The 13,744-nt window shown below is 61.5% G+C and carries 12 protein-coding genes; 8 read left to right on the top strand and 4 right to left on the bottom strand.

Going from position 1 to position 13,744, the window contains the following annotated elements; all coding sequences use genetic code 11:
- The first annotated feature begins 1 nt into the window (after position 1).
- The 3 genes from HH303_RS02355 to HH303_RS02345 are packed head-to-tail and all read left to right on the top strand — an operon-like array spanning position 2 to position 3,349.
- A complete protein-coding gene (locus HH303_RS02355) occupies positions 2-1,363 on the top strand; it encodes an aminotransferase family protein (protein ID WP_169623590.1) in 1,362 nt (453 codons plus the stop codon).
- Positions 1,363-2,289, top strand: a complete 927-nt coding sequence (locus tag HH303_RS02350) for a BKACE family enzyme (RefSeq protein WP_169623589.1) — start codon at positions 1,363-1,365, stop codon at positions 2,287-2,289. Before HH303_RS02355 ends, HH303_RS02350 begins: the two co-directional genes overlap by 1 nt.
- A 22-nt stretch (positions 2,290-2,311) precedes the next feature.
- Positions 2,312-3,349, top strand: coding sequence for a histone deacetylase family protein (locus HH303_RS02345; protein ID WP_169623588.1), 1,038 nt, complete (start codon positions 2,312-2,314; stop codon positions 3,347-3,349).
- Here HH303_RS02345 and HH303_RS02340 read toward each other — a convergent pair.
- From HH303_RS02340 to HH303_RS02325, 4 genes are all read right to left on the bottom strand, one after another.
- On the bottom strand, positions 3,346-6,024 hold the full coding sequence (locus HH303_RS02340) for a sensor histidine kinase (protein ID WP_169623587.1): 2,679 nt from the start codon (positions 6,022-6,024) through the stop codon (positions 3,346-3,348). The two genes, HH303_RS02345 and HH303_RS02340, sit on opposite strands and share 4 nt — an antisense overlap.
- On the bottom strand, positions 6,021-6,320 hold the full coding sequence (locus HH303_RS02335) for a hypothetical protein (RefSeq protein ID WP_169623586.1): 300 nt from the start codon (positions 6,318-6,320) through the stop codon (positions 6,021-6,023). Before HH303_RS02335 ends, HH303_RS02340 begins: the two co-directional genes overlap by 4 nt.
- Positions 6,317-6,682, bottom strand: coding sequence for a response regulator transcription factor (locus HH303_RS02330; RefSeq protein ID WP_169623585.1), 366 nt, complete (start codon positions 6,680-6,682; stop codon positions 6,317-6,319). The genes HH303_RS02335 and HH303_RS02330 overlap by 4 nt, the downstream gene beginning before the upstream one ends.
- A 100-nt stretch (positions 6,683-6,782) precedes the next feature.
- Positions 6,783-8,252, bottom strand: a complete 1,470-nt coding sequence (locus HH303_RS02325) for a helix-turn-helix domain-containing protein (RefSeq protein ID WP_169623584.1) — start codon at positions 8,250-8,252, stop codon at positions 6,783-6,785.
- A 226-nt stretch (positions 8,253-8,478) separates the two neighbouring features.
- Here HH303_RS02325 and HH303_RS02320 point away from each other — a divergent pair, with 226 nt between their 5' ends.
- From HH303_RS02320 to HH303_RS02300, 5 genes are all read left to right on the top strand, one after another.
- Positions 8,479-9,822 carry a substrate-binding protein gene (locus HH303_RS02320; protein WP_169623583.1) on the top strand — a complete coding sequence of 448 codons (1,344 nt, stop codon included), beginning with the start codon at positions 8,479-8,481 and terminating at the stop codon, positions 9,820-9,822.
- A 154-nt stretch (positions 9,823-9,976) separates the two neighbouring features.
- Positions 9,977-11,005, top strand: coding sequence for a branched-chain amino acid ABC transporter permease (locus tag HH303_RS02315; protein ID WP_169623582.1), 1,029 nt, complete (start codon positions 9,977-9,979; stop codon positions 11,003-11,005).
- 3 nt (positions 11,006-11,008) lie between these two features.
- Entirely contained in the window at positions 11,009-12,190 is a 1,182-nt protein-coding gene (locus HH303_RS02310) for a branched-chain amino acid ABC transporter permease (RefSeq protein WP_227421473.1), read from the top strand.
- Between the two features lie 12 nt (positions 12,191-12,202).
- Complete coding sequence (locus tag HH303_RS02305; protein WP_169623581.1) at positions 12,203-12,961, top strand: ABC transporter ATP-binding protein; 759 nt, start codon at positions 12,203-12,205, stop codon at positions 12,959-12,961.
- Positions 12,958-13,737, top strand: coding sequence for an ABC transporter ATP-binding protein (locus tag HH303_RS02300; RefSeq protein ID WP_169623580.1), 780 nt, complete (start codon positions 12,958-12,960; stop codon positions 13,735-13,737). Before HH303_RS02305 ends, HH303_RS02300 begins: the two co-directional genes overlap by 4 nt.
- The last annotated feature ends 7 nt before the right edge of the window (positions 13,738-13,744 follow it).

Here is a 13,744-nt window from a genome sequence, read left to right as displayed (position 1 = left end):
GATGACCGCGACTGCTTTGCGCCCGCCTTCGCATTTGTTCTATCAGACCCGCCAGCGCCGACCGATGCTCGACCGGGGCGAGGGGATTTACCTCTATGACGTGGACGGAAACGCCTATCTGGATGGGTCCAGCGGCGCGATGGTCGCGAATATCGGTCATTCCAATCCGAATGTGCTGAACGCGATGCGGCGTCAGATGGAAAAGGCGACCTTCGGCTATCGTCTGCATTTCGAAAACGAACCGGCGGAACGGCTGGCGGATGAGACGGTCAAACGCATGCCGCCCGGCCTGGATCGGGTCTTTTTCGTGTCCGGCGGATCGGAAGCGGTCGAAAGCTGCATCAAGCTGGCCCGCCAATATGCCCTGGCCGTGGGGCAGTCCGAACGCTGGAAGGTGATATCCCGTTTTCCGTCCTATCATGGCTCGACCCTGGGGGCGTTGTCGCTGACCGGCATGGCGACAATGTCCGCGCCCTTCGCGCCGATGATGCGCGAAATGCCGAAAATTCCGGCGCCGACCTGGTATTTGGACCAGGACGATCTGACCCCGGAAGAACGCGGCCTGCGCTATGCCAATATGCTGCGCGACCGCATCTTGCAGGAAGGGCCGCAGACGGTTCTGGCCTTCATCGTCGAACCGGTCGGCGGGGCATCGACCGGGGCGCTGGTCGCCCCGGATACATACCTGCCGCGCATCCGTGAAATCTGTAACGAATTCGGCATCCTGCTGATCTACGACGAGGTCATGACCGGCGCGGGCCGTACGGGCAAGTTCCTGGGCGGCGATCACTGGCCGGACGCGCCGCCGGATATCGTCGCCCTGTCCAAGGGCTTCGCCGCGGGGTATTCGCCCTTGGGGGCGATGGTGGCCCATCGACGCCTTGTGGAACCCGTCCTGAACAGCGGCGGCTTCATCCATGGCTATACCTATGCCGGGAACCCGCTGGCCTGCGCCGCCGGTCTGGCCGTTCTGGAGGAGATCGACCGCCTGCAACTCGTCGACCGGGCGGACCGGATGGGCGCGATTCTGAAAGGCCGGTTGGAAGCATTGAAACAGCGCTATCCTTTTGTCGGCGATGTGCGCGGCAAGGGGCTGTTGCTCGCCTTCGAACTGGTCGCGGACCGGGACACGATGGCGCCCCTGCCGACGGAATTGAATGCCTATATCGATCTTGTCGAAGAAGCCTATGCCCGGAAGCTGATCATCTATTCCCGGCGCACGCGGGGCGGGATCGCCGGGGATCATTTCCTGGTCTGCCCGCCGATGATCATCAATGAGGCGCAGATTGACGAGATCATGGAGAAACTGACGGCGTCCCTGGACGCCTTCGCCGACAAGGCCGGATTGGAGCGATTGTCCTGATGGCCCGTTCCGCAATCATTACCTGCGCCGTTACCGGGTCCGTTCATACGCCCAGCATGTCGCCGCATCTGCCCGTCAGCGCCGACGAAATCGCCACCCATGCGATCGAGGCGGCGGAGGCCGGGGCGGCGATCCTGCATCTGCATGCGCGCCATCCGGACGGCAGGCCCAGCCCCGCACCGGAGGATTTCGCCGCCTTCCTGCCGCGCATCAAGCAGAATTGCGACGCCGTGGTGAACATCACGACCGGCGGCGGGTCCACCATGACGGTGGAGGAACGCATGGCCGCCGCCCTGGCGCATGGGCCGGAGATGTGCTCGCTGAATATGGGGACGATGAATTTCGGCCTGTTCCCCGTGCTGGACCGGATGAGGACGTTCAAGCACGACTGGGAAGAACCCTTTTTGGAGGCGACGCGGGATTTCGTGTTCAAGAACACGTTTCTGGATATCGAAACCGCCTTGGACCGGCTGGGTGAAGGCCTGGGCGTGCGGTTCGAATTCGAATGCTACGACGTCGGGCATCTCTACACGCTGAAGCATTTCGCGGATCGCGGTCTGGTGAAGGCGCCGTATTTCGTTCAATTCGTTTTGGGTGTCTTGGGCGGGATCGGGCCGGAACGGGAAAACCTTGTCTTCATGAAGCAGACGGCGGACCGTCTGTTCGGTGACGATTACGAATTTTCCGTGCTGGGCGCGGGTCGTCACCAGATGCCGCTGGCGGCGGTGTCGCTGGCACTGGGCGGGAATGTGCGCGTCGGGCTGGAGGACAGCTTGACGCTGGGCCCCGGCAAGATGGCGGAACGCAATGCGGATCAGGTGCGGCAAGTGCGCAAGATCGCCGAAGGTCTGTCCATCGACATTGCAAGCCCCGCGGAGGCACGCGCGCGATTGAACTTGAAAGGCGGCGATGCCGTCGGTTTTTGACCAGAAAACAAAGGTCACCGAAATGAAGGTTTTCTATTCCGATATCCAGACGAAACACGATCCGCAGATGTTTCTGGTCAGCGGCGCGCCGCAGCCCAGCCCGGAACAGCCGGAACGTGCGACGCGACTGTTGGCAAGCGCCAAGGCGGCGGGCCTGACGGAGGAAGCGCCGAAGGATTTCGGTGTCGGCCCCATCGCGCGGGTGCATACACCGGAATATATCGCCTTCCTGTCCGGCATTTACGAACGTTGGCAACGGATCGAGGGCGCCTCGCCGGAAGTCATTCCGAACATTCATCCCGACCGCCGAGACGGGGCCTATCCGGCATCCGCCGTCGGGCAGGCGGGCTATCATCAAACGGATACGGCCTGCCCCATCGGGCCGCATAGCTGGGAATCGATCCGGTGGAGCGCGAACAGCGCGGTTGCGGCCGCGCAGGCCGTCGCCGCCGGGGATCGGGGCGTTGGGGATCGGGGCGCCTATGCCCTGTGCCGGCCGCCGGGGCATCATGCCTTCAAGGACTTGGCTGGCGGCTTCTGCTTCGTCAACAATTCGGGTGTCGCGGCGGCGGAACTGCGCCGGACCCATGAACGGGTGGCGATCCTGGATGTCGACCTGCATCACGGGAATGGGACGCAGGGCATGTTCTATGATCGCAATGACGTCCTGACCGTGTCGATCCACGCGGACCCGGTGCGGTTCTATCCGTTCTTCTGGGGCCATGCCGATGAACGCGGAGAGGGCGCAGGGCTGGGCTATAACCTGAACCTGCCGATCCCGCGCGGGACGGAGGATGCGAACTATATGCCGGTCCTGGAACAGGCGATCCAACGGATCGACGCCTTCGCGCCGGATGCGCTGGTCATCGCCCTGGGGCTGGACGGGTTCGAAGGCGACCCGTTCGGCGGATTGCGGATTTCCACAGAAGGCTTCGCCAAAATCGGCCAGCGGATCGGCCAGATGAACCTGCCGACGGTCCTGGTTCAGGAAGGCGGCTATCTCTGCGACGATCTGGGGACGAACCTGGAACGTTTCCTGGACGGATTCGCCAACGGCTAGGGGGCCTCGTCCGGCGTGTGCAGCGGCAGCGTGACCCGGAAGGTCGCGCCCGGACCGTCGCGGTCGATCAATTCGATATCGCCGCCGAAGGATCGCACGATCTGGCGTGAAATCGGGAGCCCCAGACCGACACCGCGCGATTTTTCACCCCGCACCATTTTCTCGAAGATACGGTCCCTGTCCGTTGCGGACACGCCCGAACCGTTATCGGATATTTCGACGAAATAGGTGTTCGTGTCTTTTCGGGTTTCGACGGTGATCACCGGTGTATCGGAAGCATTGTGCTGGATCGCATTGGACAGCAGGTTGATGAACACTTGGGCCAGGCGGTCGGAATTCGCATAGACCTGCGCCTGACCGCATCGACGGCCCTGAACGATACGGGCCGGACTGTCGGCCAGGGTGCCTTCCGTGACTTCCAGCGCCTTATCGACCGATCGTTCCGCGTCGATGGCGTGACTGGGGATCCGTTGGGCGTCGTCTTCCAGGAACTTCAGGTCCAGGATGTCGTTCAACAGACGCGTCAGGCGCACGCTTTCCGACTGGATGATCCCGGCAAACCGACCGCGTGAGGCATCGTCCAGTTCCGGGGTGCTTTCCAGGATTTCAGCGAAGGATCGGATCGACGCCATGGGGGTGCGCAATTCGTGGCTGACCTGGGACAGAAATTCGTCCTTTTGCGAATCCAACAGGCGCAGGCGCTGGTTCGCGGCGCGCAACTGGGCCGCCGTGCGTTCCGCTTCCTGACTTTTCAGTTCCAGGGCCTTTGTCGTCGCCATCAGGCGCGCGGCTTCGTCCGCGATTTCCATCAGCGCATCCAGGGAAATCGTCCCGCCGCCGGATGTCTGATTCACCATGGCATGGGCGGATGCCGCGCCGACCGACCCCGCCAGTTCCTGTTCCAGGCGCGAGATGAAGTTGGGTGTCGCATCCGGCAGGCCGGTTAGCTTCCCCTGTTCCCGCGCGGCACTGTCGAACATGGTCTTGGCCGTTCCGGCGCCCAGGATACGCTGCGCCAGAATGAACAGGTCCTCACTGGCCGCCGACCGTTGCACAAGACCCATTGCATAGGCCGGTTCCGACCGGAAGGCATTGACGAACAACGCGCTTTGCAGGCGTTCCAGGATACTTTGCCGTGTCGCCAGTGAGACCAGGATCAACAGCACGGTATTCAGCCCGATGCTCCAGACCGTCGCATGGACCAGCGGGTCGATATCCTGCGCCCCGAACAGGCCCTGGGGCTTCAGCATTTCGATGCCGAAGGGACCATGGGCGACGGCGTCGGCCGACATGATCAAGGTACCTTCGAAACTGGGCAGCAGCAACGTGTAGCACCAGACCAGGAAGCCGCCGATCAATCCGGCCAGGGCGCCGGATCGTGTGGCGCCCTGCCAGGTGACCCCGGCGACGAGGCTGGGCAAAAATTGCGCTACGCCGCAAAAGGCGATCAAGCCGATGGAGGCCAGGGCGTCCGACCCGCCGGTAAAACGGAAATAGACGAAGCCCAGTGTCAGGATCAAGCCGATGGAAATACGGCGCGTGTTCAACAGGACGCGCAGGACATCGCCGCTGCGCCCCGTTCCTTGCTGCGACAGGAACCACATGGAAAGCGGGGCGACGATATGGTTGGACACCATGGTCGACAGGGCGATGGTCGACACGATGACCATGGAGGTCGCCGAACTGAACCCGCCGATAAAGGCGAAGATCGCCAGTGCGTCATTGTCGTTGGACAAGGGCAGCGTCAGGACGAAAAGGTCCGGGTTCGACCCGGCGGGCATGGTGCTGGTGCCCGCGATGGCGATCGGCAGCACGAAGATCGATGTCAGGAACAGATAGCAGGGAAACAACCAGGACGCCGTCGCGACATGCCGTTCGCTGGAGTTTTCGACGACGGTCACATGGAACTGGCGCGGCAGACAGATGATCGCTGCCCCGGCGAGGAACAGTAGCGTCACCCAGCGCGGCGGCGATATTTCCTGAAGGCTGGGCAGGGCGCGGGCGGCATTGTCGACGACATCCTGAAGGCCGCCGGAAATGCCGTAAATCGCGAACAGACCGACGGCGATCAAGGCGATCAGCTTGATCACCGCTTCCGCCGCGATGGCGGCGACGACGCCGTAATGCCGTTCGTTTTCATCCAGGGAGCGGGTGCCGAACAAGATCGTGAAGGCGGCCATGCCGGTCGCCGCCCAGAAGGCGACGGTCGTGTCCAGCCGTTCGCTGCCGCCGACGATGGCTTCGAAGCTGAGCGTCACCGATTGCAGTTGCAGCGCGATATAGGGCGTCGCGGCGATGACGGCGGCGATGGTCGCGACGACGGCGACGGTGTTCGATTTCCCGAACCGGGAGGACAGCATGTCGGCGATGGAGGTGATGCGGTGATTCCGCCCGATCCGCACGACCTTGCGGATGAACCACCACCAGCCGATGAAAACCAGTGTCGGCCCCAGATAGATCGTCGCGAATTCCAGCCCGTTGCGCACCGCGGACCCGACGGCGCCGTAAAAGGTCCAACCGGTACAATAGACGGACAGCGACAAGGTGTAGGTGATGGGGGACCGCAGCCACGCGCCGCCGCCCTGTTTCGCCTGACGGTCCCCATACCAGGCGACGCCGAACAGCAGCGCCACGTAAAACAGCGATATGAAAACGATCAGATTGGCACTGATCATCGGTCGTCGCTATCCCGGTACAGGCGTCTGGACAGCCAGAACGAACAACAGATCAGCAAGGCCCAGACCCCGAAGACATAGATCGCCACCGGCGGTCCCCCGGCATCGGGGTCGTCCGTCTCAAACAGGGACAGAATGGGCGGCATCAACAACAGGATACCGGCAATCGGCAGAATCAACGCCGCGTCGCGCAGTTTGGACGGGTCACGGTGACCTTTTACGCCGGGAACTTTCGCTTCCTTGGAGACGGGACCGGTCGCCGCGCGGTCTTTCAATGGATGGCCGGGGGGATTCATGACGCCAGACGCCGCACCGCGTCCACCAGTTCGGCATTCGAAAACGGTTTGGTCATGAACAGGCTGACACCGCTTTTCTTGGCGTCCTCGGCGGCGCTTTGCTGACCTTTCGCGGTCAGCATCAGAATCGGCAGCGACTGCACCGCCGGTGTGTTGCGGACTTCCCGCAGAATGTCGAAGCCTGATCGGCCGGGCAGCATGGCGTCCAGAACAAGGACGTCCGGCGGGTCGTTCAGGATGTCGCGCATCGCCTGATCCCCGTCCGATTGGGACGTCACCCGAAATCCGTCCCGCGACAGCAGGAATTCCAGGGACTCGACGATATACGGTTCGTCTTCAACGATCATAACCCTGACCGTCATGAATGCCTCTCCCCCAAGGTGTTGCACGCCTGTTTTTTATGGCAGCGCTTATTTTGCCGTAGCTTACCCGGACTTGCCTTCGCTTGGAAACACTCGTGTTCTAGCGATAGACGATCGCTTCCTCCCGTCGCCAGCGACAGCCGATATGGGCGCATAGGCGGCAGGACGGGCCGACATCTGTCGCCGCTGCGCCGCGCATCGCCTTATAGACTGTCTTTTCTGCCGTTTCCGGGCTCATCACGATCATGTTCGCCCGGGGGCTGCGCCGTTGCCCGACCGCGATCGCAACCCGGAATTCGCCGTCCGAGAGGCGCACCGATTTCACTACCGGCGCGGCACGGTCCGGCCCGGCTTCATGCACCGGCCACAACGGGCATTCGATGTCGCGGATACGGCCCAGCAGGTCCAGCGACCCGCCGCGATGCAGAACCGCGCCGGACAGGTCTATTTCGACATGGGCGGCCGCGATGCCGCCGGACAGGACGGCCAGGGACAGGCGGCGGCAGGCAAGGCCGGAATCGTCGTCGCAAGCCCGCGCCAGGGTGTCGATATCCCAATCGCAGCCTTCCCCCATAACGGCGAACCGGTCCAAGGGCATGCGGATTTCATCGGCGACGGTCCGGCGCAGGATTTCCCGAAGGCGAACCGCGATCCCGGCCACGTCGCCATGGGCATCGTCTCGATCGACGATGTCGTCGATCAGGACCGAGAACTCCGGGGGTTCCCGATAGGTCAGCAGATGCGTCAGCATCGCGTCGATCCGTTCGCCGCGTGCCAAGGTATAGAAGTCGCGAATATTCGGGCGTTGAGACAGGCCGGGCAGGGTACGCAGTAACGCGTCTTCCAGGTCCCGCCCATCCCCGGACAAGGCCTTGTGCAGGGTCGCGGCGGATTTGCGGATGGCGGTCATGGCCTCCGTCCGATGGCGATAGAAAATTTCTTCCGCATCGGATTCCGCGGAAACGTGCCGTCGGTCTTCGACCGCCTCGTCGAAATAGGCGGCCAGGGACGACCCTGTCTGCGACAATTGCCGGGACTGGTCGTGCAGGATGTTCTGGAACCGGCGCTGGCGGTCCGGTTCGATATCCTGGGTGGTGTCGAGAATTTCCGCGATCGACCGCAGGGTCGTGATTTCGGTCAGCATGGCATGCACGGCCTCCGCCAAGGCCGGGTCGTGGGCCAGACGGTCGCGCAGGCGGTCCGACTCCGCCTTCGCCCCGCGCAATCCACGATAGGCGGATACGGCAAGACGGGCCCAACCGGGAAACCGCGCGATGAATTCATCCACGCTGGTCTGATCGACCTGCCCCTTGCCGAGGTCCGGATCGGTTGCAAGGTCGACCAGCACATTGTGCAAACGGCGTTCGGCGGACCCGTCCAACTGTTCCAGGCTCAGGTCCAATTCCCGGCCGATCTTTACAAGCAATCCGCCGCCGATCGTGCGCCGGTTGCGTTCGATGTGATTGAGGTAAGCGGGCGAGATGCCGACCCGCTTGGCGAGGTCGACTTGCTTCAATCCCAGTTCCCGGCGGCGCTCGCGGATGCGTAAACCTGTGATCGTGCGTTTCATAACCTGTTGATTTCAGGAACAAATGATGGAGAGGTATTGTCAATAATTTACAATATATTGCAAAGCAAAAAATAAAACTTACAAAAAAATCACGTTATTTCAATAGGTTATTGTATTTTTTACAGAAGACCGGCAGGATTGCCGTGTTTTGCAGACTTGCCGGGTTAATAACAACACCGCGACGAAAGAAGGCGGGAGCCCGGTTAATCCTAGAGGGAGGAAACCCATGATTAATTTTCGCCTCGATCGCCGTGGCCTTTTAAAGGGCGGTTTGGCTGCGGGTACGATGCTCGCTGCCCCGACCATCCTGACCCGTTCCGCGTCCGCCTATACCAACGAACCGACCGGCAGCAATGTCGTTCTCGGCTTCAACGTGCCGCAGTCCGGCGCCTATGCCGACGAAGGTGCCGACGAACTGCGCGCCTATCAGCTGGCCGTCCAGCACCTGAACGGTGAAGGCGACGGCGGCATGCTGAACACCTTCTCGTCGAAGGAGCTTCAGGGCAACGGCGTCCTCGGCAAGAAAGTCGACTACGTTACCGGTGACACGCAGACCAAATCCGACGCCGCCCGCGCGTCGGCGAAGCGCATGATCGAACGCGACGGTGCCGTCATGATCACCGGCGGCTCGTCCTCCGGCGTGGCCATCGCGGTTCAGGGCCTGTGCCAGGAAGCCGGCGTTATCTTCATGGCCGGTCTGACGCACTCCAACGACACCACGGGCAAGGACAAGAAGGCCAACGGCTTCCGCCACTTCTTCAACGCCTATATGTCGGGTGCCGCGCTGGCGCCGGTGCTGAAGAGCAACTACGGCTCCGACCGCAAGGCCTATCACCTGACGGCGGACTATACCTGGGGCTGGACTCAGGAAGAATCCATCGCGGCCTCCACCGAAGCGATCGGCTGGGAAACGGTTGCGAAGGTCCGCACGCCGCTGGGCGCCGGCGACTTCTCGCAGTACATCACGCCGGTTCTGAATTCCGGCGCGGACGTTCTGATCCTGAACCACTACGGTCGTGACATGGTGAACTCCCTGACCCAGGCGGTTCAGTTCGGCCTGCTGGACAAAATGGTCAACGGCAAGAAGTTCGAAGTCGTCGTGCCGCTGTACAGCCGTCTGATGGCCCAGGGTGCCGGTGAAAACGTTAAAGGCATCTTCGGGTCCACCAACTGGCACTGGTCGCTGCAGGATGAAGGCTCCAAGGCTTTCGTGAAATCCTTCGGTCAGGCCTATGGCTTCCCGCCGAGCCAGGCCGCGCATACCTGCTACGTGCAAACGCTGTTGTATGCCGATGCGGCGCAACGTGCCGGTACCTTCAACCCGTGCGGCATTGCCGAAGCCCTGGAAGGCTTCGAATTCGACGGTATGGGCAACGGCAAGACGCTGTATCGCGCCGAAGATCACCAGTGCTTCAAGAACGTTCTGGTCGTGAAGGGTAAGGACAACCCGGAATCCCAGTTCGACCTTCTGGAAGTCGTGGACGAAGTCCCGGCCGAACAGGTTACCTACGCCCCGGATCACCCGATGTTCGCCGGTGGCGAACTGGGTGCGTGCAACCCGGGCGCCTGATAGGCCGCTTACGCGTAACGCCGGCCGTCCGAAACCTTCGGGCGGCCGGCCTTTCTCGGGGTTGTCGCGGTCGATGCCTCGAACTTAACTCTTAGGTGGTATGATCCCGGAAACCGTTTCGGTCCGGGACGGTACTCAGCCGGGGGCGGGTGCTATGGATGTATTTCTTCTGCAGGTTCTGAACGGCCTCGATAAGGGCAGCGCTTATGCGATGATCGCCCTGGGGCTTACTCTTATTTTCGGCACACTGGGTGTCGTCAATTTCGCGCATGGCGCCTTGTTCATGCTCGGCGCCTTTTGTTCGGTCGCGCTGAATAAGCTGCTGACCCTGGAAAAGATCGCGCTTTCCGAAACGGAAATGACCGCCTGGGGGACCCCGCTGGAAATCCGGACGCCCTATGCCGAGGCATGGTTCGGCGATTTCGGCGCTTGGGTCATCGATTGGTCCGTACCGTTATCGATCTTGATCGCCATTCCATTCATGCTGCTGGTCGGTATCGTTATGGAGCGCGGGCTGATCCGGCATTTCTACAAGCGCCCGCATGCGGAACAGATTCTTGTGACCTTCGGGCTCGCCATCGTGCTGCAGGAAATCATCAAGGCTTGGTTCGGGGCCAACCCGATCCCGCAACCCGCCCCGGAAGCCCTGACCGGCATGATGGATTTCGGCGCCGCTATCGGCATGGACGCCGGGAATGTCGTCTACCCGGCCTGGCGCTTGGTGTACTTCCTGTTCGCCGCCGCGGTGATCGGCGCGGTCTTCGCCTTCCTGCAATTCACCACCTTCGGCATGGTCGTCCGTGCCGGTATGGCGGACCGCGAAACTGTCGGATTGCTGGGCATCAACATCGATAAGCGGTTCACCCTGACATTCGGAATAGCGGCGGTGGTCGCCGGGCTGGCCGGGGTCATGTATTCGCCGATCCTATCGCCGAACTATCACCTGGGCATGGACTTCCTGGTTCTGTCTTTCGTCGTCGTCGTGGTCGGCGGCATGGGCAGCCTGCCGGGCGCCGTCGCGGCGGGAATGCTGCTGGGCATCCTGCAGAGCTTCGCGTCGATGAACGAGGTGAAGGCGATTTTCCCCGGTATCGACCAGATCATCATCTATCTGGTAGCCGTCGTTATTCTGTTGGCGCGTCCGCGCGGTCTGCTGGGCCGCAAGGGCGTGATGGAGAGCTGATCCATGACTGTCGAACAATCCAAAAAAGACAAGATTATGGTGATCGGCGTCGTGCTGGCGGTGCTGCTCGGCCCGATCATCCTCAATCCCTTCGGCGCGGGGTATCCCGATCTTCTGCAGAAATTCGTGATCTATGGAATTTTCGCCATCGGGTTCAACATTCTGTTCGGCCTGACCGGGTACCTGTCCTTCGGTCATGCGGCTTTCCTGGGCGTCGGGTCCTATTCGGCAGTGTGGATGTTCAAGCTTCTCAGCATGAACATCGTCCCTGCGATCATCCTCGCCATGGTGATTTCAGGCCTGTTCGCGCTGTTGATCGGGTTCATCGCGCTGCGCCGGTCGGGGATTTACTTCTCCATCCTGACATTGGCCTTTGCGCAGATGAGCTACAATCTGGCCTATTCCGTGCTGACCCCGATTACGAACGGGGAAACCGGGCTGCAGATTTTGCACGGGGACCCGCGTGTTCTGGATGCCGCGGTGGAAGACGGGGCGCTGCCGGTGACGAACTTGTTCGGTCTGAACATGAATGCGACGGCGGACGTTTCGTTATTGGGCATGGATATCCAGTTCAACGCCGGGTACTACATCTGCGGTCTCATCATGATCGTGGCGTTCTACATCGCGCTGCGTCTGTTCCGGTCGCCCTTCGGCATGATGTTGAAGGCCATCAAGACCAACCAGAACCGCCTGAACTTCACCGGCGTAAACTCGCGCCCCTATACCCTGACGGCCTTCGTCATCTCCGGTATCTATGCCGGTCTGGCCGGGGGGCTGCTGGCGTGTACCGACCCGCTGGCCGGGGCGGAACGCATGCAGTGGACGGCGTCGGGCGAGGTCGTGCTGATGACCATTCTGGGCGGTGCCGGGACCATGCTGGGTCCGATCCTGGGCGCCGGCGTCATCAAGTATTTCGAGAATATCTTCTCGGCCTATAACGAATCCGAATTGATGGATGTCTTCTCCTTCCTGCCGCATTGGCTGCAGGAGCTCGTCGTCTCCGTTTCCTCGCTCTTCGTCGGCGAAGGCTGGCATCTGACCCTGGGCGTGTTGTTCATGCTCATCGTCATCTTCCTGCCGGGCGGTCTGATGGAAGGGTTCAATCGGTTGGTGAAGCTGGCCCGCGGTGGATACAGGAAGGACGGCGCGTCCGCCTCCGCCGCCGGAAAAGTCACGGCCGAGTAGGGGGATACGGACATGTCGAGCATTCTCAAGGTACAAGGCATCAACAAGCATTTCGGCGGGCTGCACGCGCTGAACAACGTCAATCTGGACGTCGAACAGGGCAAGGTGCATGCGATTATCGGCCCGAACGGGGCCGGGAAATCCACCCTGCTGAACTGCTTCATCGGGCGACTGACACCGGATACGGGAACCGTCGATTTCGACGGGACCTCCCTGATCGGGCTGAAACCGCACGAAATCAACCAGACCGGCGTCAGCCGCGTGTTCCAGACACCGGAAATCTTTACGGAACTGACGCTGCTGGAAAACGTCATGATCCCGGCGCTGGCGAAACGGGATGGTGCGTTCAAACCCAGCCTGTGGTCGTCGATGGCGGGCGAAACCGAGATTCGCGATCAAGCGATGAACGCCCTGTCCGAAGTGAATATGGGCGGCAAGGCAGGCATGACGGCGGCGTCATTGAGCCGCGGCGACAAGCGGCGTCTCGAACTGGCCATGGCGTTGGTCCAGAATCCGAAGCTGTTGTTGCTGGATGAGCCGACGGCGGGGATGGCGCGGGCCGATACCAATGCGACCATCGACCTTTTGAAGACGATTTCCGGCAAGGGCCTGACCATGGTCATCATCGAACACGACATGCATGTCGTGTTCTCCCTGGCGGAAAAGATTTCGGTTCTCGCGCAGGGGACGGTGATCGTCGAAGACTTGCCCGAAAAAATCAAAGGGCATCCCAAAGTGCAGGAAGCCTATCTGGGAGGCGCACATCTATGACCATTCTTGATAATCAGTTCGAAAACCAGAAGGCGCCGCGCGTTCCGCCGGTTAAGAACAAAGGCGGTCAGTCGGCCTTCTTCTCCTGCTGGGACCTGCATGCCTATTATGGCGAAAGCTACATCGTCCAGGGCGTCAGCTTCGATATCCGGGAAGGCGAAATCGTCGCCTTGCTGGGTCGCAACGGGGCAGGCAAGACCTCGACCCTGCGGGCCATCGCGCGCGTCGATGAACCGGAAGTCCGCCACGGCGAAATCTGGCTGGACCATCAGGGTCTTCACAATATGAAGTCCCATGGCGCGGCGGCCGTCGGTGTCGGGCTGGTGCCGGAAGACCGCCGCATCATCCAAGGCCTGACGGTGGAGGAAAACCTGAAGCTTGCGCAGATCGCGCCGCCCATCGGGTGGTCGATCGAACGCATTTACGAGCTGTTCCCGCGTCTGGGCGAGCGCCGCACGCAGGAAGGCACGACCCTGTCGGGCGGGGAGCAGCAGATGCTGGCTATCGGCCGTACCCTGGCGCGCGACGTCAAACTGCTGTTGTTGGACGAGCCGTATGAAGGTCTCGCGCCCGTTATCGTGCAGGAAATCGAAAGAACGCTGGAACATATCAAGACGCTGGGCATCACCACGATCATCGTGGAACAGAATGCCATCGCCGCGCTGCATCTGGCGGATCGGGCGATCATTCTTGATATGGGGCAGGTCGCCTTTGACGGTACCGCGCAGGAGGTCCTGGATAATGCCGAACTTCGGCAGGAATATCTGGCGATCTGATTTTGCG

The organism is Pacificispira spongiicola (assembly GCF_012926505.1).
GTDB lineage: Bacteria > Pseudomonadota > Alphaproteobacteria > UBA8366 > Aestuariispiraceae > Pacificispira > Pacificispira spongiicola.
Note: the sequence above shows the minus strand (reverse complement) of the source record. Positions and strands in the feature narration are given on the sequence as shown.

Coding starts and splice junctions, on each gene's coding strand:
- HH303_RS02355 (WP_169623590.1), top strand. CDS start 2: ATGACCGCGACTGCTTTGCGCCCGCCTTCGCATTTGTTCTATCAGACC.
- HH303_RS02350 (WP_169623589.1), top strand. CDS start 1,363: ATGGCCCGTTCCGCAATCATTACCTGCGCCGTTACCGGGTCCGTTCAT.
- HH303_RS02345 (WP_169623588.1), top strand. CDS start 2,312: ATGAAGGTTTTCTATTCCGATATCCAGACGAAACACGATCCGCAGATG.
- HH303_RS02340 (WP_169623587.1), bottom strand. CDS start 6,024: ATGATCAGTGCCAATCTGATCGTTTTCATATCGCTGTTTTACGTGGCG.
- HH303_RS02335 (WP_169623586.1), bottom strand. CDS start 6,320: ATGAATCCCCCCGGCCATCCATTGAAAGACCGCGCGGCGACCGGTCCC.
- HH303_RS02330 (WP_169623585.1), bottom strand. CDS start 6,682: ATGACGGTCAGGGTTATGATCGTTGAAGACGAACCGTATATCGTCGAG.
- HH303_RS02325 (WP_169623584.1), bottom strand. CDS start 8,252: ATGAAACGCACGATCACAGGTTTACGCATCCGCGAGCGCCGCCGGGAA.
- HH303_RS02320 (WP_169623583.1), top strand. CDS start 8,479: ATGATTAATTTTCGCCTCGATCGCCGTGGCCTTTTAAAGGGCGGTTTG.
- HH303_RS02315 (WP_169623582.1), top strand. CDS start 9,977: ATGGATGTATTTCTTCTGCAGGTTCTGAACGGCCTCGATAAGGGCAGC.
- HH303_RS02310 (WP_227421473.1), top strand. CDS start 11,009: ATGACTGTCGAACAATCCAAAAAAGACAAGATTATGGTGATCGGCGTC.
- HH303_RS02305 (WP_169623581.1), top strand. CDS start 12,203: ATGTCGAGCATTCTCAAGGTACAAGGCATCAACAAGCATTTCGGCGGG.
- HH303_RS02300 (WP_169623580.1), top strand. CDS start 12,958: ATGACCATTCTTGATAATCAGTTCGAAAACCAGAAGGCGCCGCGCGTT.